The organism is Pseudomonas rustica (genome assembly GCF_049959085.1).
In the GTDB taxonomy this organism is placed as follows: domain Bacteria; phylum Pseudomonadota; class Gammaproteobacteria; order Pseudomonadales; family Pseudomonadaceae; genus Aquipseudomonas; species Aquipseudomonas rustica.
In genome coordinates, this window is the sequence record NZ_CP188200.1 from 5837265 (window position 1) to 5855903 (window position 18639).

Annotated in this window: 17 protein-coding genes and 1 pseudogene; 8 read left to right on the forward strand and 10 right to left on the reverse strand. The window is 59.6% G+C overall.

All coding sequences use genetic code 11. From position 1 onward, the window contains the following. Positions 1-58: 58 nt before the first annotated feature. The 7 genes and pseudogenes from ACP3TY_RS26430 to coaBC all read right to left on the reverse strand — a co-directional run bounded on the left by ACP3TY_RS26430 (position 59) and on the right by coaBC (position 5728). Positions 59-442 carry a hypothetical protein gene (locus ACP3TY_RS26430; protein ID WP_426618832.1) on the reverse strand — a complete coding sequence of 128 codons (384 nt, stop codon included), beginning with the start codon at positions 440-442 and terminating at the stop codon, positions 59-61. Further along, complete coding sequence (locus ACP3TY_RS26435; protein WP_400755855.1) at positions 429-1001, reverse strand: hypothetical protein; 573 nt, start codon at positions 999-1001, stop codon at positions 429-431. Before ACP3TY_RS26435 ends, ACP3TY_RS26430 begins: the two co-directional genes overlap by 14 nt. A gap of 17 nt (positions 1002-1018) precedes the next feature. Then, entirely contained in the window at positions 1019-1231 is a 213-nt protein-coding gene (locus ACP3TY_RS26440; RefSeq protein ID WP_426618833.1) for a hypothetical protein, read from the reverse strand. Between the two features lie 202 nt (positions 1232-1433). Continuing rightward, positions 1434-2339, reverse strand: a complete 906-nt coding sequence (argB, locus tag ACP3TY_RS26445) for an acetylglutamate kinase (RefSeq protein ID WP_053125034.1) — start codon at positions 2337-2339, stop codon at positions 1434-1436. A 17-nt stretch (positions 2340-2356) separates the two neighbouring features. Then, a pseudogene (locus tag ACP3TY_RS26450) lies at positions 2357-3733 on the reverse strand (phosphomannomutase/phosphoglucomutase); the annotation flags it as partial. 325 nt (positions 3734-4058) lie between these two features. Next, positions 4059-4514 (reverse strand): dUTP diphosphatase, encoded by a 456-nt coding sequence (gene dut / locus ACP3TY_RS26455; protein ID WP_034152055.1) that lies wholly within the window; start codon positions 4512-4514, stop codon positions 4059-4061. Positions 4515-4519: 5 nt separating this feature from the next. Next, the gene (coaBC, locus tag ACP3TY_RS26460) at positions 4520-5728 is read right to left on the reverse strand and encodes a bifunctional phosphopantothenoylcysteine decarboxylase/phosphopantothenate--cysteine ligase CoaBC (RefSeq protein ID WP_053125030.1); all 1209 of its coding nucleotides are present in this window, start codon (positions 5726-5728) and stop codon (positions 4520-4522) included. 135 nt (positions 5729-5863) lie between these two features. Here coaBC and radC point away from each other — a divergent pair, with 135 nt between their 5' ends. Beyond that, on the forward strand, positions 5864-6538 hold the full coding sequence (radC, locus tag ACP3TY_RS26465; RefSeq protein WP_282353550.1) for a RadC family protein: 675 nt from the start codon (positions 5864-5866) through the stop codon (positions 6536-6538). Positions 6539-6638: 100 nt separating this feature from the next. On the opposite strand, the gene ACP3TY_RS26470 is transcribed toward radC, so the two are convergent. After that, a complete protein-coding gene (locus tag ACP3TY_RS26470; protein WP_008086803.1) occupies positions 6639-8225 on the reverse strand; it encodes an ABC transporter substrate-binding protein in 1587 nt (528 codons plus the stop codon). 448 nt (positions 8226-8673) lie between these two features. Here ACP3TY_RS26470 and rpmB point away from each other — a divergent pair, with 448 nt between their 5' ends. Next, complete coding sequence (rpmB, locus tag ACP3TY_RS26475) at positions 8674-8907, forward strand: 50S ribosomal protein L28 (protein WP_007920377.1); 234 nt, start codon at positions 8674-8676, stop codon at positions 8905-8907. Between the two features lie 11 nt (positions 8908-8918). After that, on the forward strand, positions 8919-9074 hold the full coding sequence (rpmG, locus tag ACP3TY_RS26480; RefSeq protein ID WP_003177274.1) for a 50S ribosomal protein L33: 156 nt from the start codon (positions 8919-8921) through the stop codon (positions 9072-9074). Positions 9075-9257: 183 nt separating this feature from the next. Here rpmG and ACP3TY_RS26485 read toward each other — a convergent pair whose 3' ends face one another. Continuing rightward, positions 9258-9620, reverse strand: coding sequence for a cupin domain-containing protein (locus ACP3TY_RS26485; RefSeq protein ID WP_150649022.1), 363 nt, complete (start codon positions 9618-9620; stop codon positions 9258-9260). A gap of 240 nt (positions 9621-9860) precedes the next feature. Between ACP3TY_RS26485 and ACP3TY_RS26490 the strand changes: the two genes are divergently transcribed. Next, positions 9861-11354 (forward strand): aldehyde dehydrogenase, encoded by a 1494-nt coding sequence (locus ACP3TY_RS26490; protein ID WP_122596715.1) that lies wholly within the window; start codon positions 9861-9863, stop codon positions 11352-11354. Between the two features lie 193 nt (positions 11355-11547). Continuing rightward, a complete protein-coding gene (locus tag ACP3TY_RS26495) occupies positions 11548-12693 on the forward strand; it encodes an MFS transporter (protein ID WP_212550361.1) in 1146 nt (381 codons plus the stop codon). An 85-nt stretch (positions 12694-12778) separates the two neighbouring features. On the opposite strand, the gene ACP3TY_RS26500 is transcribed toward ACP3TY_RS26495, so the two are convergent. Next, entirely contained in the window at positions 12779-14341 is a 1563-nt protein-coding gene (locus tag ACP3TY_RS26500) for a phospholipase D family protein (protein ID WP_212546224.1), read from the reverse strand. 356 nt (positions 14342-14697) lie between these two features. Here ACP3TY_RS26500 and ACP3TY_RS26505 point away from each other — a divergent pair, with 356 nt between their 5' ends. The 3 genes from ACP3TY_RS26505 (at position 14698) to ACP3TY_RS26515 (ending at position 18636) form a co-directional block, all read left to right on the forward strand. Then, positions 14698-15369: a DUF1120 domain-containing protein gene (locus tag ACP3TY_RS26505; protein ID WP_426618834.1), complete on the forward strand. Its 672-nt coding sequence runs from the start codon at positions 14698-14700 to the stop codon at positions 15367-15369. A 160-nt stretch (positions 15370-15529) separates the two neighbouring features. Further along, positions 15530-16246, forward strand: coding sequence for a fimbria/pilus chaperone family protein (locus ACP3TY_RS26510; protein ID WP_426618835.1), 717 nt, complete (start codon positions 15530-15532; stop codon positions 16244-16246). Beyond that, the gene (locus tag ACP3TY_RS26515; protein WP_426618836.1) at positions 16243-18636 is read left to right on the forward strand and encodes a fimbria/pilus outer membrane usher protein; all 2394 of its coding nucleotides are present in this window, start codon (positions 16243-16245) and stop codon (positions 18634-18636) included. Before ACP3TY_RS26510 ends, ACP3TY_RS26515 begins: the two co-directional genes overlap by 4 nt. Positions 18637-18639 lie beyond the last annotated feature (3 nt).

The window sequence follows — 18639 nt, forward strand, 5'->3', positions numbered from 1 at the left end:
ATCTTAAAAACAGAATCAAAAGATCGCAGCCTTCGGCAGCTCCTACAGGGGTTTCGATTCAGCGCAGGTTTCTCCATTTTTTCAGCAGTTTCAGGGTCAATCCTGCGTTGATCAGTGCAAACGCCAGCAACGCCGCAACCACCATCACGTACAACGTGCGATCCACATCAAAATCCCACAGATCCAGCGTGCTGCTGCGAATAATCCCCACCGCAGCCGGCAAGTTGACGTAGAACAGCGCCGCAAATGCGCACGTCAACGGCAGCGCCCGCCCGAAAAAAGCTTCGCGAACCTTGTCCCTGCTGCGCTTTCTGTTCAGCGGCCCCGACTGGTGCTCATCCAGCGTCAGCGCTTCACTGAGCGCCGGCCACGCCAGGTTGAACATAAAAGTCGTCAGGGTCAGCAGCAAGCCACTGACCGCGACGATGTCACTGAACGGCATTCAGGCCCAGCGTTGCACACAGTAACGCGTGGCTGTCCTCGCTGATCTCGAACTGCCCGGCGCTGCCTTTGCGCTTGGTGATGGGTTTGAAGGTTGGCTCGTTCTGGGTGATGAGCATGTTCAGCTCATCGCGGATCACGTCCGAGCTGATGACCACCAGAAACACGGTTTGCGCGTATTCAGCCGTCTCGATCACCGCACGCATGCTGTGCTGGAGGATGTCGTCGAGCTGATTGCGAAAGCGCGACACCGTGTTTTTCAGCAGGGTTTTGCTTTGGCTTTGAGTCAGCTGAAAGATCGTCGAGATCTGCGATTCAGTCGGCAAGGTCTGCCCGAAATAGCTCTGAATGAGGTAGAGCAGACGATCCTGCTTGGCCTCGTCAGCGCGGCTGGGCATGCCGCCCTCGACCAGCATTTTCAGGTATTCGGTCAGGCTGGCCTTGGCGATGCGCTGCAAAGCGTGGGTGATTTCCGCGTCACCAATGCGCAAGGTTTTCTTGACCGGTTCCTTTTGTTCCAGCTCAAAAGCGTCGGCGTCGATCGTGAACGAGATCTGCATGGCTCAGGCGCTCCGAGTTATTTCCCGCTGGTTTCCGGGTATGGATCCTGAGGCGCATCGCCTTGGCCACTGAGGACTTTCCAGCCCTTGAGCGGGTGCGAGGCTTCCGTGAAGTCAGGGCAGGGCGGCATCGATGATTGCGACGGGCCCGAATACTCTCGGCCGCAGTCCACGCAGGCGTAGGTGCCAGCCGAAATGTCACTGCCGTAAGGAACGCTGTGTTTTTGCATGGGTAAATCTCCGGTGGATGAAGGGAAGATCCTAGGGAGATTTGTTCTGAGGTGATGTCGGACGTTTCGCTTTGTTAAGTCAGACATTTCTTGCGCGCATAAAAAAGATCGCAGTCTTCGTCAGCCCCTACAGAAATTTCATACAAACGAAATCCGATTTTGTAGGAGCTGCCGCAGGCTGCGATCTTTAGCCTTTCAGCAATCAGTGACGCTTGCGATTACTAATCAACGTACCCACACCGGTATCAGTGAAGATTTCCAGCAGGATCGCGTTCGGCACACGACCGTCGATGATCAACGAGCTACCGACGCCGCCCTGAACCGCTTCCAGCGCACAACGGATCTTCGGCAGCATGCCGCCGTAGATGGTGCCGTCAGCAATCAGATCGTCGACCTGCTGCGTGCTCAGGCCGGTCAGCACGGTGCCCGACTTATCCATCAGGCCGGCAATGTTGGTCAGCAGCATCAGCTTTTCAGCTTTCAGCGCTTCGGCGACTTTGCCAGCCACCAGGTCAGCATTGATGTTGTACGACTCACCGTTGGCGCCGACGCCGATTGGCGCGATCACCGGGATGAAATCACCTTTGACCAACAGGTTGAGCAAGTCGGTGTTGATCCCGATGACTTCGCCCACGTGGCCGATGTCGATGATTTCCGGCTGGGTCATCTCCGGGGTCTGGCGGGTAACGGTGAGCTTTTTCGCACGAATCAGCTCGGCGTCTTTACCGGTCAGGCCGATGGCGCTGCCGCCGTGGCGGTTGATCAGGTTGACGATGCTTTTGTTGACCTGACCGCCCAAGACCATTTCGACGACGTCCATGGTCGCCGCGTCGGTGACGCGCATGCCATCGACGAAGTGGCTTTCGATCGACAGGCGCTTGAGCAGATCACCGATCTGCGGGCCGCCGCCGTGCACGACCACCGGGTTGATGCCGACGGCTTTCATCAGCACGATGTCGCGGGCGAAGCCGGTTTTCAGCTCCTCGCTTTCCATCGCGTTGCCGCCGTATTTGATCACCAGGGTCTTGCCGACATAACGTCGGATATAAGGCAGCGCTTCGGACAGAACCTTGGCAGTGTTGGCGGCGGCATCGCGTTCGAGGGTCATTCAGGGCTCCGGGTGGATCAGAACGGTAGTTGGAGATCAGGTGCAACACGTTTCAATTGGGCGTGGAACACGTCCTTGATGCGCTGCAATTCAGCCTCGTCATCGGCCTCGAAGCGCAGCACCAGCACCGGTGTGGTGTTGGACGCGCGCACCAGGCCCCAGCCTTTGGCGTAATCGACTCGCACGCCGTCAATGGTGGTCAGGTCAGCGCCTGCGCCCCACTGTGCGTCGTGCAGTGCATCAATGATGCTGAATTTGCTCTCTTCGGTCACATGGATATTGATTTCCGGCGTAGAAATATCGTTCGGGAAGGTCGCAAACAGCTCTTCCGCAGTGGATTTTTCCTTGCTGAGGATCTCCAGCAGCCGCGCGGCGCTGTAGATGCCATCGTCGAAACCGAACCAGCGTTCCTTGAAGAAGATGTGCCCGCTCATTTCACCGGCCAGTAGAGCACCGGATTGTTTCATTTTCTTTTTGATCAACGAATGACCAGTCTTCCACATTAGCGGACGACCGCCGTATTCCTTGATCAGCGGCACCAGTCGACGGGTGCATTTGACGTCGAAAATGATCTCGGCGTCCGGGTTGCGCGCAACCACGTCACGGGCGAACAGCATCAGCAGACGATCCGGGTAGACGATGCTGCCGGTGTTGGTCACCACGCCGACACGGTCGCCGTCGCCGTCGAACGCCAGGCCGATGTCGGCGTTGGTTTCCTTGACCTTGGCGATCAGGTCGACGAGGTTTTCAGGCTTGCCCGGATCCGGGTGATGGTTCGGGAAGTTGCCGTCGACTTCGCAGAACAGCGGGATGACTTCGCAGTTCAGCGCTTCGATCAGTTGCGGGGCGATCACGCCGGCCGCGCCGTTGCCGCAGTCGACCACGACCTTCATGCGCCGCGCCAGTTTGATGTCCTGGACGATTTCGGTGTTGTAGCGGTCGAGGATTTCGACTTGGGTAACGCTGCCGGTGCCGCTGCTCAGATTGTTGGTCTTGATGCGCTCATGCAGCACCTGAATCTGTTCGTTGGCGAGGGTGTCGCCGGCGATGACGATCTTGAAACCGTTGTAGTTCGACGGGTTGTGGCTGCCGGTGAGCATCACACCCGACTTGCCGGCCAGCACGTTGGCGGCGTAGTACAGCGCCGGCGTCGGCACCAGGCCGACATCGCTGACATGGCAGCCGCTTTCGGCGATACCGCGGATCAGCTCGGCAACCAGCTCCGGGCCGGACAGGCGACCGTCGCGACCGACGGATACATTCGGCTCCCCTTGAGCGAGGCTCTGCGAACCGATGGCGCGGCCGATCCAGTAAGCGGTTTCGGCATTGAGGAATTCCGGCACGGTGCCGCGAATGTCATAGGCGCGGAAAATGCTGTCAGGCAGCTTCGGGGCGATCTTGGCTGGGGTGCTCATCTACGGAAATGCTCCATCTCGAAAGTGGCGGGACAGACCGACGAATCGTTCGACGGCAGGCTCAAACTGAAGGGTATGACGGCGTTTTCCACAGAGAGTTCGTGGTATGAAAGGGCCATGACGCCTCGGCTGGCGTGGCTTTCGGCCGGCAAAACCTTGATTTACGGTGTTAAACCTATCAGCTGATCTGCCTGAAATTTTCCCCTGTAGGAGCTGCCGAAGGCTGCGATCTTTTGACTTTGTTTTTTAAGATCAAGATCAAAAGATCGCAGCCTGCGGCAGCTCCTACAGGAGATGTGTTCGGTTATTTGGTGCCGGTATGGCCAAAACCGCCGGTGCCGCGTTCGGTTTCGACGAACTCTTCAACCATTTCGAAGTGCGCCTGTACCACCGGTACCAGCACCAGTTGCGCCAGACGTTCGCCGACGGTCATGGTGAAATCGCTCTGGCCACGGTTCCAGCAGGACACCATCAGCGGGCCCTGGTAGTCGGAGTCGATCAGGCCGACGAGGTTGCCCAGCACGATGCCGTGCTTATGGCCCATGCCCGAGCGCGGCAGGATCAGTGCGGCAAGGTTCGGGTCGCCGATGTAAACCGACAGACCGGTGGGGATCAGCACGGTTTCACCCGGCTTGATCACGATGTCCTGATCCAGCATGGCGCGCAGGTCGAGGCCGGCGGAGCCCGGGGTGGCGTATTGCGGCAGCGGGAAATCGGTGCCGATGCGTGGGTCGAGGATCTTGGCTTGCAAAGCGTGCATGTAAATTAAACCTGGTTCAGACGTTCGGCGATAAAAGTGACCAGTTGGCGAGCGATCTTGCTCTTGCTGGTCTGGGCGAAAACCGTGGCGTGCAGCTCACGGTCAATCACGCTACAGGCGTTTTCTTCGCTGTTGAAACCGATACTCGGGTTGGCGACGTCGTTGGCGACGATCAAATCGAGATTCTTGTCCTTCAGCTTGCGTGCAGCGTAGTCGAGCAGGTGTTCGGTCTCGGCGGCAAAGCCGACACTGAACGGACGGTCGGGACGGGTCGCGATGGTGGCCAGAATGTCTGGATTGCGCACCATTTGCAGGACGAAGCCATCACCGCTCGTAGGATCTTTCTTGAGTTTTTGCGGGGCGATGACTTCCGGGCGGTAGTCCGCAACCGCTGCCGAGGAAATGAACACGTCACACGGGATCGCCGATTCACACGCCGCGAGCATGTCGCGGGCGCTGACCACGTCGATACGCGTGACGCGATCCGGCGTCGGCAAGTGCACCGGGCCGCTGATCAGCGTGACGCGGGCGCCGGCTTCAACCGCTGCTTCGGCGAGGGCAAAGCCCATTTTTCCGGAGCTGTGGTTGGTGATGTAGCGCACCGGATCGATGTTTTCCTGAGTCGGGCCGGCGGTAATGACCACGTGTTTGCCGGTCAGTGCCTGGCGCTGGAAGCAGTCTGCCGCGCACTGTGCGAGGTCAGTGGCTTCCATCATCCGGCCCATGCCGACGTCGCCGCAGGCCTGACTGCCCGAGGCCGGGCCGAAGGTCTTCAGGCCACGGCTTTCAAGGAGTTGCAGGTTGGCCTGGGTCGCCGGATCGCGCCACATCGCCTGATTCATGGCCGGCGCGACAGCGACGACAGCGTCAGTGGCGAGTACCAGCGTGGTCAGCAAATCATTGGCAATGCCTTGCGCCAGACGCGCGAGCAGGTCGGCGGTGGCCGGGGCGATCAGCACCAGATCGGCCCACTTGGCCAGCTCGATGTGGCCCATCGCGGCTTCGGCGGCCGGGTCGAGCAAGTCGAGGTGCACCGGGTGGCCGGACAGCGCCTGCATGGTCAGCGGGGTGATGAATTCGGCGCCGCCGTGGGTCATGACCACGCGCACTTCGGCGCCCTGATCGATCAGGCGACGAACCAGATCGGCGCTCTTGTAGGCCGCGATGCCGCCGCCGACGCCCAGAACGATGCGTTTCCGATACAGCCGCTGCATAGGTCTGCCTTTCATTTCGTGGGTGACATACGTGGCGAAACCCCCTCCCCAGGGTGAATCCGCCCGCAAAAAAGATGGGCTAAGATATCACAGCGACCGCTACGGAACAGCGGCGCCCACTGACAGGGAAGTGCTATGAGTATTCGTGATTGGCCCGCGGCGGAACGCCCGCGGGAACGCTTGTTGGAACAAGGTGCGGCGAGTCTTTCGGATGCGGAACTGCTGGCGATTTTCCTTCGTACCGGCGTGCCGGGGAAAAGTGCGGTGGATCTGGCGCGGCATTTGTTGAGTCAGTTCGGCAGCCTGCGTTTGCTGCTTGAGGCCGATCAGGACGCATTCAGCAAACAATTGGGCTTGGGGCCTGCAAAGTTTGCGCAGCTGCAAGCGGCGCAAGAAATGGGTAAGCGGCATCTGGCCGAGCGCTCGCGCGAGAAGCCTGCGCTGGAGAATCCACAGGTCGTCCGCGATTACCTCAAAGCCATGCTGAGGCATGAGCCTCATGAGGTGTTCGGCTGTCTGTTTCTCGATTCAAAACATCAGGTGCTGAATTTCGAGGCCTTGTTTCGCGGCTCGATCGACAATACCAGCGTGCATCCCCGGGAAGTGGTGAAGCGTGCGTTGGCTAACAACGCGGCGGCGGTGATCCTCTGCCATAACCATCCGTCGGGGAACACGGATCCGAGTCAGTCAGATCGGTTGCTGACCAAGCGACTGCAGAAAGCTTTGGATTTGATTGATGTGCGGGTGCTCGATCACTTCATCATCGGTGACGGCGAGCCGCTGTCGATGGCGGAATGTGGCTGGATGTAACTTCCAATCCCTGTAGGAGCTGCCGCAGGCTGCGATCTTTTGATCTTAAAAAACAAAATCAAAAGATCGCAGCCTGCGGCAGCTCCTACAGGGGGATCAGTTATTTGAGGTTGACCTTGGAGTAGTCCTGGCGGCCGAACGGGCTGACGGCGTAGCCCTGCACGTCCTTACGCGTCAGCGCGTAAGCGGTTGGGTGCGCCAGCGGCAACCACAACGCCTGCTGCTGAATCTGCGCCTGCGCCTGCTCGTACAGCTTGGTGCGTACACCTTGTTCGCTGGTGGTCTTGCCGGCGCTGATCAGCTTGTCCAGATCGGCGTTGCAGTAGCGCGCAAAGTTAGTCCCCGACTTGACCGCCGCGCAGGAAAATTGCGGCGTGAGGAAGTTATCCGGGTCGCCGTTATCGCCCGCCCAGCCCATGAACAACAGATCATGCTCGCCAGCCTTGGCGCGACGAATCAGCTCGCCCCACTCGATCACGCGTATTTCCGCCTGAATACCGATCTCTGCCAGATCCGACTGCAGCATCTGTGCGCCGAGGCTTGGATTCGGGTTGAGCAGGCTGCCCGACGGACGCGTCCAAATGGTGGTCTGGAAACCATCCTTCAAACCAGCCTTGGCCATCAGCGCCTTGGCTTTGGCGATGTCATGAGGATAGCCCGGCAGGCTCTTGGCGTAGCTCCAGGTATTCGGCGGGTAAGGGCCGTTGGCTGCTTCGGCGGTGTCTTCAAACACAGCCTTGATGTAGTTGGCCTTGTCGAACGCGAGGTTGATCGCCTGACGCACTTCCGGCTTGTCCAGCGGCGGGTGCTGGCTGTTGATGCCGACGAAAGCGGTCATGAACGCGTCAGTTTTTTCGACTTTTAACGTCGGCTCTTTCAGCGCGGCTTGTACGTCGAGTGGTTTCGGCGACAGGGCGATCTGGCATTCATTGCGTCGCAGCTTTTGCAGGCGCACGTTGGCGTCCGGGGTGATGGCGAAGATCAGCGGATCGACTGCAGGCTTACCGCCGAAATAATCCGGGTTGGCCTTGTAACGGATCGCCGCGTCTTTCTGGAAACGGTTGAACACGAACGGGCCGGTGCCGATTGGCTGGCTGTTGAGCTTGTCCGTCGCGCCGGCCTTCATCAGTTTGTCGGCGTATTCAGCGGAATAGATCGAGGCGAAGCCCATGCTCAGGGTCGCCAGGAACGTCGAGTCCGGGTGATCAAGGGTGAAGCGCACGGTTAGCGGATCGAGGGCGTCGATCTTCTTGATCAGCGCTGGCAACTGCATCGACTGCGCGTGCGGGAAACCGCTTTGCGCGACTTTGTGCCACGGGTTCGCCGGGTCGAGCATGCGGTCGAAGCTGAATTTGACGTCTTCAGCGGTCAGCTCGCGGCTCGGCTTGAAGTAATCGGTCGTGTGAAATTTCACCTGCGGATGCAGTTTGAACACGTACGTCAGGCCATCGGTGCTGACTTCCCAGCTGTCGGCCAGGCTCGGCACGACTTTGCCGCTGGCGGTGTCGAAGTCCACCAGACGGTTCATCAGCACGTCGGCCGAGGCGTTGGTGGTGGTCAGCGAGTTGTATTGCACCACGTCGAACCCTTCCGGGCTGGCCTCGGTGCAGACGCTCAGCGCGGCGGCCTGGGCCAGAGGGCTCAGCAGGAGCGGGGCGAGCAACAGGGGTAGGGCAGCGAGGCGCATGGTCGGTTTCCTTTTACAGATCGAAGGCCCATCTGCAAGTGCAGTCTGGAAAAGGCCTACCCTAGAGGGCTGGATTACAAATGACTATCCCCTTTTTGCATTTTAAGGGCACAGTGATGGCGGTTTTTCAGACCACGGCGCTGCGCAAAAAGTCTGAAAGCCGTGTGCAGACGATTTTCTTCGACGAGTGGTAAAAACCGGTGCCGGCCTTTATCCAAAGCGTTCGCAGGTCGAAAAAGCACTTTTTTGTGGATTGATTGCACACGGAAAGTTGTTGCACCCCGGTCTTTCTGGTATAAAGCAGCGCTCTTTTCTAGGGGCCCGGTTCCTTCACTGTAGGTGTAGCCGGTAAGACCTCTAAAGAAACGCGGCGCCTGGCGCCAAATGACTGAGAGATTAAGCGGCCAACCCATGCCGGGTTGGGCATGTGGTTTTAGAGGGCTGAGGCATGTCGAGAGTATGTCAAGTTACCGGTAAGGGTCCGGTGACTGGGAATAACATTTCCCACGCAAACAACAAAACCCGTCGTCGTTTCCTGCCGAACCTGCAGCATCACCGCTTCTGGGTTGAAGAAGAGAAACGTTTTGTGCGTCTGCGCGTATCTGCCAAAGGCATGCGTATCATCGACAAGCGTGGCATCACTGTCGTGCTCGCCGAACTTCGCCGCGATGGCAAGATTTAAGGGAGCTAATCATGCGTGAATTGATTCGTTTGATCTCGAGCGCCGGTACTGGTCACTTCTACACTACCGACAAGAACAAGCGTACTACCCCGGACAAAATCGAGATCAAGAAATATGATCCGGTTGTTCGCAAGCACGTGATCTACAAGGAAGGCAAAATCAAGTAATTGATTTTTCCCGACTTACAAAAAAGGCCCGTATCTCACGATGCGGGCCTTTTTTGTTGCCTCGAATATTTGCAGGCTGTCTGTGTAGGAGCTGCCGAAGGCTGCGATCTTTTGACCTTGATCCTTAAAAACAAGATCAAAAGATCGCAGCCTTCGGCAGCTCCTACAGGGGAGGGGTATGGATCAAGCCTTCTGTTCGAAGATCACATAAATCTTGCGGCAAGCCTCCAGCACTTCCCAGGTGCCACGAAACCCCGCCGGGATCACAAATCGGTCGCCAACCCGCAACGTCTTGGCATTGCCATCGCTGTCACGCAGCACCGACACGCCCTGCAAAATCTCGCAGTATTCGTGCTCGGTGTAATTCACCGTCCACTGGCCAACCGCACCTTCCCACACGCCAACGCCCATCTGCCCACACGGACTGTCGTACTGATGGAACACCGCTTGTTCAGGATCACCCTTGAGCACTTTCGCCGGATCCGGGCGATAGCGTTCGGCTTCGCTGCTGGTCAGGCTGATGTCGACGACGTTCTGGATGTTCATTGTTGTTATCCCCTGTGAATACGGCGCGATTGGCTGGAAAGGGCCAAAGTCTATGTTGATTAAAATCAACACCGCAAGGCCGTATGGCCACCTTATGTCAAATATATTGAAACAACCCCGGCCGCTGGTTTAGGGTGGCGGGTGCCTCTGGCCGAAATAACCGGCTGGCCGGGCAGAATTCTTGAGGACGCTGGCGAAGATCGCGCGGCGCTCGTATTCAACAAGCGGAGGACACTCGAAATGACCACCCTGACTCGTGCCGACTGGGAACAACGCGCCCGCGACCTGAAAATCGAAGGCCGCGCTTATCTCAATGGCGAATACACCGACGCCGTCTCCGGCGAGACCTTCGAGTGCATCAGCCCGGTCGATGGCCGTCTGCTCGGCAAGATTGCCAGCTGTGACGCCGCCGACGCGCAGCGCGCTGTGGAAAACGCCCGCGCTACTTTCAATTCCGGCGTGTGGTCGCGCCTGGCGCCAACCAAACGCAAAGCCACCATGATCCGTTTCGCCGGCCTGCTCAAGCAGCACGCCGAAGAACTGGCCCTGCTCGAAACCCTCGACATGGGCAAGCCGATCAGCGATTCGCTGTACATCGACGTTCCGGGCGCGGCGCAAGCGCTGAGCTGGAGCGGTGAAGCGATCGACAAGATTTACGACGAAGTGGCAGCGACGCCGCACGATCAGCTCGGTCTGGTAACCCGCGAGCCCGTCGGTGTGGTCGGCGCCATCGTGCCGTGGAACTTCCCGCTGATGATGGCCTGCTGGAAGCTCGGCCCGGCGCTGTCGACCGGTAACTCGGTGATCCTCAAGCCGTCGGAAAAATCCCCGCTGACCGCCATCCGCATCGCCGCGCTGGCCGTTGAAGCCGGCATTCCGAAAGGCGTGCTCAACGTGCTGCCGGGCTACGGTCACACCGTTGGCAAGGCGCTGGCCCTGCACAACGATGTCGACACGCTGGTGTTCACCGGTTCGACCAAGATCGCCAAGCAACTGATGATCTACTCTGGCGAATCGAACATGAAACGCGTCTGGCTCGAAGCCGGCGGCAAGAGCCCGAACATCGTCTTTGCCGATGCGCCGGATCTGCAAGCTGCAGCTGAGTCCGCTGCCAGCGCCATCGCCTTCAACCAGGGCGAAGTCTGCACCGCCGGTTCGCGTCTGCTGGTCGAGCGTTCGATCAAGGACAAATTCCTGCCAATGGTGATCGAGGCACTGAAAACCTGGAAGCCGGGCAATCCGCTGGATCCGGCCACCAACGTTGGTGCGCTGGTCGACACGCAGCAGATGAACACCGTGCTGTCGTACATCGAATCCGGTCACACCGATGGCGCCAAACTGGTCGCCGGCGGCAAGCGCATTCTTCAGGAAACCGGCGGCACTTACGTTGAGCCAACGATTTTCGACGGCGTGAGCAACGCGATGAAGATCGCTCAGGAAGAGATCTTCGGGCCAGTGCTGTCGGTTATCGCTTTTGATACCGCTGAAGAAGCCATCCAGATCGCCAACGACACGCCGTATGGCCTGGCCGCTGCGGTGTGGACGCAAGACATCTCCAAGGCCCACCTAACCGCCAAAGCGCTGCGCGCCGGCAGCGTGTGGGTCAATCAGTACGACGGCGGCGACATGACCGCACCGTTTGGCGGCTTCAAGCAGTCCGGCAACGGTCGCGACAAATCGCTGCACGCGTTCGATAAATACACCGAGCTGAAAGCGACGTGGATCAAGCTGTAAGCCGTTAGCGAGGATCTGGTCGCGAGAACAGTTCCTCCAGACGAAGCAGATCCCCTGTGGGAGCGAGCCTGCTCGCGAAAGCGGTGTAACAGTCAGCCTATGTGCTGAATGTGAAACCGTTTTCGCGAGCAGGCTCGCTCCCACATTTGTTTGATGTGACCTCAAAAAATAATTATCCACAGGAGCGTGGAACATGCGTTGGGCGACGTATTTCGCCGTGTTGGCGTCTGTCTTGAGTGTCGGCCTGGCCCTGGGGGTCAGCATGCCGTTGGTGTCATTGCGTCTGGAGGGCTGGGGCTACGGTTCCTTCGCCATCGGTGTGATGGCGGCGATGCCGGCGATTGGCGTGTTGCTCGGCGCGAAGATTTCCAGTCATCTGGCGGCGCGCTTCGGCACGGCGAATCTGATGCGCCTGTGCCTGTGGGCGGGCGCGTTGTCGATCGGCTTGCTGGCGCTGCTGCCGAGCTATCCGATCTGGTTGGTGCTGCGGCTGATGATCGGCGTGATCCTGACCATCGTGTTCATCCTCGGCGAAAGCTGGATCAATCAACTGGTGGTCGAGAATTGGCGCGGTCGTCTGGTGGCGCTGTATGGCAGCAGTTATGCGTTGAGCCAGTTGTCTGGCCCGCTGCTGCTGGGCGCGCTCGGCACTGAAGACGATTACGGATTCTGGGTGGGCGTCGGCTTGCTGTTGGTTTCGCCGCTGCTGTTGTTGGGTCGCAGCGGTGCGCCAAGCAGTGAAGCGAGCAGCGTGACCTTCCGCGACCTATGGGGATTTGCGCGCGATCTGCCGGCGATTGCCTGGGCGGTGTCATTGTTTGCCGCGTTTGAGGCGATGATCCTGACGCTGCTGCCGGTGTATTGCCTGCAACAAGGCTTCACCGCCGAGATCGCTTTGGCGATGGTCAGCACCGTGGTGGTCGGTGATGCGTTGCTGCAACTGCCGATTGGCGCATTGGCCGATTACCTGTCGCGGCGCACGCTGTTCGCGGGTTGCGCGGTGGTGTTGATGTTGTCGAGTCTGGCGATTCCGCTGTTGCTCGATACGCTGCTGATCTGGCCGCTGTGGGTGCTGTTTGGTGCCAGTGCTGGCGGGTTGTTTACGCTGTCGCTGATCTTGATTGGCGAGCGTTATCGCGACGATGCGCTGGTGCGGGCGAATGCGCATATCGCGCAACTGTGGGGCGTGGGTTGTCTGATCGGGCCGTTGGCGGCGGGGGCGGGTAGCCAGTGGATCAGCGGGCATGCGTTGCCGCTGTTGATGGCGATCGGCGCGTTTGGGTTGGTGATTTTGCTATTGCGCCAAGGGGCATTCGGCCCGGTGACAGAACCTGCGTAGATCAAAAGATCGCAGCCTTCGGCAGCTCCTACAGGGGAATGCATTTCAAACTGTAGGAGCTGCCGAAGGCTGCGATCTTTTGCTTTTAAAGCATGCGTTCCAGGCCGACGCTGGTGCTGAACCACGCATTAAACCGTCGCCACCAGCTCCCCGGTTCCTTGGTCAGCGTATGCATCTGGCCATTGTCCTCGGTGACCCAGACGATGTTCCCATCCTGCAGTTTCGCCTGATAACTCAACGCCGGCGCCATACCCTGCAACGCCAACTCACGCACATGCTCAGCCAACTCCGGACTGTCCACCAACACCCCGACCTCGGTATTCCACAACACCGAGCGCGGATCAAAGTTGAACGAGCCGATAAACGATTTCTGCCGGTCAAAAATCATCGCCTTGCTGTGCAAACTCGAGTCCGAGCCGCGGAACGACTTGCTGTAAAACACATGCGGGCCACTGCCATCGTTATCCCCAGGCTGGCGGCGCAGTTCATACAGTTTCACACCGTGTTCCAGCAGCGCCTTGCGATACGGCGCATAACCGCCATGCACCGCCGGCACGTCGGTGGCTTCCAGTGAGTTGGTCAGCAGGCTCACGGAAACACCCGCATCAGCACGCCCGGTCAGATAGACCAGCCCCGGTTGCCCCGGCACAAAGTACGCCGAAATCATGATCAGCTCTTTGCTGACGTTCTTCAGTTCCGGCGCCAGTTGCGTGGTCAGCAGCAAGTGCGGATCCGGCTCATCCTTGGCCAGTACCTTGCTCGGCGCGTCCCACAGCGCCTGATTCCACGCCCAGATCAGTTCGTTGCGCCAGATGTCCATGCGCGGCTCGGTGGTGAACGTCATTAACTGCTGATACAGCGCGTGATTTTGTTGGCGGGTTTCTTCCAGCGATTCTTCCAGGCGCGTGCGGGTGTTCTGCAAGTCCTTGGCCGACGGTTTGCTGGAGAGAAATTCATCGATCGGCTTGCTCAGCGCGCTGTTCCAGTACTGGTCGAAACTGTGCCCGAGCTGCTCGGCCACCGGCCCCATGCTGAGCATGTCGATGTCGGTGAAATTCAGGTTCGGCTCGGCATCGAAATACTCATCGCCCAGATTGCGCCCGCCGACGATGGCCGCGCTGTTATCCGCCAGCCACAATTTGTTGTGCATGCGTCGGTGCTGCAGCGACAGGTTGAACAGGCGCCCGGCCGCGCGGGTGACGCCGGTACTGCGGCCCAGATGCAGCGGGTTGAACAGGCGTATCTGAATCTGCGGATGCGCCGCCAGCGTGGCGATGATCTGGTCGAGACCATCGCTGGTGGTGTCGTCGAGCAGGATGCGTACGCGCACGCCACGGTCGGCAGCCTTGAGCAATTCCTCGACGAGCATTCGTGTGCTGACGCCGTCGTGGACGATGTAGTACTGCAAATCGAGGCTGACCTGCGCGTGGCGGATCAGCTCGGCGCGGGCAGTGAAAGATTCGGTGCTGTTGGACAGCAGGCGGAAGCCGGAGCGGCCTTCATACGGCGCGGCCTGAGCCTGAATCGAACGGCCAAACGCCGAGCTGCTGGCCGGCAAGGCCTGGCTGGGTTCGCGTTGCACATCGACACTGGCGCAGCCGGCGAGCGACAACACGAAGATCAGAAGCAGGAGAGGGCTGGATCGCAAGTCGGATCATTCCGCGTGTGAGTAGGGATCGGAGTATGGCACGGGTTATGACCGTCATCGGCGGCGTTTGATTCAGGAAAAATCTGCCGTGGGGAACCGCCCGGTTTGAGCGCTGTGTAGGCAATGGCCGACGGGAAGGAAATGAGAATTTTTGAAGTAGGGCATTTCTCCTACTCCTGTCAGCTACGGCCTCAGGCGAATTTTCTCTGGGTGCTTTGTAACTTCGTCTTACATCGGCAGCGGGGGCAAATCGCAATAATGGCCGGGCGTTGTCAGGCAGGAAATTTCGCTATTTTCCGCCAGACAAAGCGCTACTTGCTGTCGTCCTTTTAATTCTTACGGAACGAGAATTTCTCATGAAAAAGCTTTTCATCAGCGCCACGGTGGTGGCTACGTTGTTGCCGGTTTTTGCCCTTGCAGAAAGTACCAGCCTTACGGTCAGCGGCACGATTATTCCTACCGCGTGCACACCGAACTTTGCCGGAGGCAGCCTTGTTGATCTGGGCAAGATTTCGGCGGCGGATCTGAATGCCGATGTGCAAACAGAGCTGGGAGTGAAAAACATCACGTTGAGCATGAACTGCAACGGTCGGGTGCCGGTGGCGGTGAGGGTGCATGACAATCAGGCATCGACGCAACTGGATGGCATCACCATCGACGGTCGTGCAGAGAAGATGTACATCTACGGGATGGGCGCTGCCAGCGGTGTCAAGATTGGTGGTTATGGTTTGCGCCACGGAACGCCGACTGTGGACGCCTTGGCTATGTCGCTCATGTATCAGCAGGGCGGCGGCATCGGAGGTCCGAGCTGGTTGGAGCCGTCTTCAACACTGGTTGCCAAGAATGCCTCGGACGGAGGTTACATTCACTATTCCTGGGGGCGCAGCGTGGCCGAAGGCCCAAGCAACGGGATAATCCACACCCTCCCAATGACACTGGTGCCGGTTGTGCGCGCTGCCAGTGCGCTGCCCACCGGCTCTGACATCACCCTCGACGGCTCCGCGACGTTCGAGCTGGTTTACCTCTGAGTCCAGGGATGTCGTGAGCACACTCTCGACCTGATCAAACACGCGCCGCAGTCCTTGCGGTGCGTCGTTTTTCTGCGCTACAGGCGCACCTTTTACGTTTGTGTTTCAACGATGGGCCCTTGCGCCGACGGTGCGAAAAATGGGGCGCCAGGGAATCGTCATGCCTCAAATTCAAAGTTTTTCAACCACCGCCCTGATGGCGGTGCTGCTTCTATCGAGCGCAACATCCGTGGCCGACGCCGCGGGCATGGTGCCGCAAACGCCGATCCTGATTCTCGAAGAGTCCACTGGTGAAGCCAGTATCAACATCACCAACACTGAACCGCTCCCGGCTCTCTTGCACACGAGCATTGAAAATGTTCCTGAGGACACCGAGTTACTGTTACTGCTGACCCCGCCGGTAGCTCGGGTAGAAAGCGGTGGCACGCAACTGGTGCGATTCATTCTGCGCAGCGCTGAGCCGCTGCAAACCGAGCGCCTCAAGCGGGTGATTTTCGAAGGCATTCAGCCGCTGGAAAAGGGCAGCAATGCGCGGGTCAGTCTGACCGTAAAACAGAACATTCCCGCGATTCTGCGCCCGAAGAATCTGCCCATCGAACGCCAGCCGTGGACGCTGCTGAAGTGGTCAGTGCAGGACACTCAACTGCAGGTCAGCAATCCCAGCCCTTATGTGGTTCGGCTGGCTAATACCGTCAATCTGCTCCCCGGCGAGGCCACGGTGGATCTGGGCCGCAGCTACATTTTGCCCGGCGAAAAACTGCGTCTGACGTCCGCATCGCCGCTGCCCGCGACGGCGACTCAAGTGCGTCTGTACCCGGCGACGATGTACGGTTTCGCTGCCGGCAATTTCGATGCGCCACTGGTGACCGGTGAATGAATTACCGTCACAGCCTTGCGCTGCTCAGCCTGTTGTCGTCGGCGAACAGCTTGGCCGATTCGGTCACCTTCGACCCGAACGTGTTGCGCGCCCGTGGGCTCGATCTGCAACTGGCGGAATACTTTCAGGACGCGCCGCGCTTTCAGCAGGGGACGCATTCGCTGCTGCTCAGCGTCAACGGTGTGCCGAAAGGACGGGTGCTGGCGACGTTCGACGAGCAGGGCGAGTTGTGCACCACCGAGACGTTGCTCGAACAGGCAAACATGCGCGTCGAGGCGTTGCCGAACCTTGATTGCAGGCGCTTCGTCGACAGCTTCGACGGCGTGATCGCGCGGCTTGATCCGGGCAAGGAACAGATCGATCTGCTGCTGCCCACCGGGCTCGTGGCGCCGACGGCTGCGGCGCGTCGCAACTACGCGCACGGTGGCAGCGCTGCGCTGTTCAACTACGACGCGCTGGTGCTGGGTAACGAATACGTCGGCCAGACCACACACTACCGCAGCCTCAACACCGAGCTGGGTTTGAACATCAACGACTGGGCGCTGCGCAGCCGTCAGGCTTACGCGGCGTTCGAGGGCAGCAGCCAGACCGAGCATCTGTATGCCTACGCTTCGCGCACCTTCGAGTCGCTGCAAACCAACCTGCAACTCGGTCAGCTCAACATGGCCTCGCCATTGTTTGCCGGCGAGGCTTTCACCGGTGTGCAATTGCAGCCTGAAGCCGCGTTGGGGGAGCTGGAAGCGGACAGTGAAGGCGCCCACGTCGAGGGCATCGCTTATTCCGCTGCCCGGGTCGAGGTGCGGCAGAACGGCGCGTTGATCTACACCACGCTGGTGCCGCCGGGGCCGTTTTCGCTGGTGGGGTTGCCGCTGCTCAGCCAGAGCCTGGATCTGGAAGTCACCGTGTACGAAGAGGATGGCCAGCAACGCAGTTTTATCGTTCCCGGCGACAGCCTTGGTGGTTTGGCGCCGGGCCGCCAGCCGGGTTTCGCGGTGACGGCGGGACGTGTTCGTCGCTATGCCCGCGATGCTCGCGACGCACCTGATTTCGTCGCCGCGAGCAAGGATTGGCGTTTGGCCGCCGGCAAGCAACTGACGGCGGGCGCGATGCTCGGCAGTGACTATCAATCGGCCGGGATGGCGCTGCAAATTCCGTTATTGCCGCGCACAGCGCTGGGACTGCGTCAGGTGGTGTCCCGCGCCCGTCGTGAAGATCAGTTGGGCGCGCAGTTCCAGTTCAGCCTGAGCACGGCGCTGACCGAGCGCGTTTCGGCGAACCTGTCGGTCACTCAGCAAGTGCAGGGTTTTCGCACGTTGTCCGATACCACGTGGAATCGCGACACCGATCAACCGGATCAACGCATTCGCAACCAGATGACGCTGGGGCTCAGCGGTGCGAGCCTATTGTTGGGCTCGTTTTCCGGTGGATTTTCACGCTTCACCGATTTTGAAGATGACACCAGTTCGCGCCTCAGCGCCTCGTGGTCACGGATGTTTCAGCGCACCAGCGTGTCGTTGAGTCTTGAGCGTGACATGGGCGGGTCGGCGCATGACAGCCGTGGTTTTGCGACCTATCTGACGGTCAGCATGCCGATGGGTCGCAGCGGCGCGCTGCGCAGTTTTGTCCGCAAGGACGACCTCAGCGGCACCCGCAGCGGCTTGCGTCTGAATCAGCAGATCAACGACGCCGTGGCCTACAGCGCCACGGTCGAGCGCCCGGAAAACGGCGAGGCGGATGTCAGTGGCCGGCTCAACTTGCTGCCGCGTTACACCCAGGTCGATCTGGGTTATTCGCAGCGCGGCTCCGGTTCGACCGGTTACGACTTCGGCGCAAGGGGCGGCGTGGCTCTGCACAGCGAAGGCCTGACCTTATCGCCCTACACCGTGCGCGAGACCTTTGCCCTGCTCAAGGCTGGGGATGCCGCCGGGGTCAAGTTGCGCACGCCTTACGGGCCGGTGTGGACGGACGCCGCCGGGCGCGCGGTGGTGGCCAGTGTGCCGGCCTATCGCAACACGCGGGTGGAGATCGACACCGCGAGCCTGGCGCGCAATGTCGACGTGCTCAACGGCTACCGCGAGATCGCAGCGGCGCGCGGTTCGGTGCAGCGGCTGGAGTTTCAGATGGCCACGTCCCGGCGCGTTTTACTGCACGCACACACGGCCGATGATCAAGTCGTCGGCAAGGGTTTCGGGGTGTTTGATGAGCAGGGCCGCTACGTCACCAGCGTGCTCGATGACGGACGGATTTTTCTTTCCGACATTCAGGCGGACGCTGCGCTGCATGTGCAAAAGGCCGATGGCTCGCGCTGTCATCTGACCTTCGAACTGGCTGAGGAAGCCGATCCCGATGAGCTTTACGAATCTGCGTCCGCGCGTTGCAGTGACGCGTGATGA

Bases quoted from the DNA above. Each gene is read 5' to 3' on its own strand.
- ACP3TY_RS26430 (WP_426618832.1), bottom strand. From the start codon at position 442: ATGCCGTTCAGTGACATCGTCGCGGTCAGTGGCTTGCTGCTGACCCTG.
- ACP3TY_RS26435 (WP_400755855.1), bottom strand. From the start codon at position 1,001: ATGCAGATCTCGTTCACGATCGACGCCGACGCTTTTGAGCTGGAACAA.
- ACP3TY_RS26440 (WP_426618833.1), bottom strand. From the start codon at position 1,231: ATGCAAAAACACAGCGTTCCTTACGGCAGTGACATTTCGGCTGGCACC.
- argB (WP_053125034.1), bottom strand. From the start codon at position 2,339: ATGACCCTCGAACGCGATGCCGCCGCCAACACTGCCAAGGTTCTGTCC.
- dut (WP_034152055.1), bottom strand. From the start codon at position 4,514: ATGCACGCTTTGCAAGCCAAGATCCTCGACCCACGCATCGGCACCGAT.
- coaBC (WP_053125030.1), bottom strand. From the start codon at position 5,728: ATGCAGCGGCTGTATCGGAAACGCATCGTTCTGGGCGTCGGCGGCGGC.
- radC (WP_282353550.1), top strand. From the start codon at position 5,864: ATGAGTATTCGTGATTGGCCCGCGGCGGAACGCCCGCGGGAACGCTTG.
- ACP3TY_RS26470 (WP_008086803.1), bottom strand. From the start codon at position 8,225: ATGCGCCTCGCTGCCCTACCCCTGTTGCTCGCCCCGCTCCTGCTGAGC.
- rpmB (WP_007920377.1), top strand. From the start codon at position 8,674: ATGTCGAGAGTATGTCAAGTTACCGGTAAGGGTCCGGTGACTGGGAAT.
- rpmG (WP_003177274.1), top strand. From the start codon at position 8,919: ATGCGTGAATTGATTCGTTTGATCTCGAGCGCCGGTACTGGTCACTTC.
- ACP3TY_RS26485 (WP_150649022.1), bottom strand. From the start codon at position 9,620: ATGAACATCCAGAACGTCGTCGACATCAGCCTGACCAGCAGCGAAGCC.
- ACP3TY_RS26490 (WP_122596715.1), top strand. From the start codon at position 9,861: ATGACCACCCTGACTCGTGCCGACTGGGAACAACGCGCCCGCGACCTG.
- ACP3TY_RS26495 (WP_212550361.1), top strand. From the start codon at position 11,548: ATGCGTTGGGCGACGTATTTCGCCGTGTTGGCGTCTGTCTTGAGTGTC.
- ACP3TY_RS26505 (WP_426618834.1), top strand. From the start codon at position 14,698: ATGAAAAAGCTTTTCATCAGCGCCACGGTGGTGGCTACGTTGTTGCCG.
- ACP3TY_RS26510 (WP_426618835.1), top strand. From the start codon at position 15,530: ATGCCTCAAATTCAAAGTTTTTCAACCACCGCCCTGATGGCGGTGCTG.
- ACP3TY_RS26515 (WP_426618836.1), top strand. From the start codon at position 16,243: ATGAATTACCGTCACAGCCTTGCGCTGCTCAGCCTGTTGTCGTCGGCG.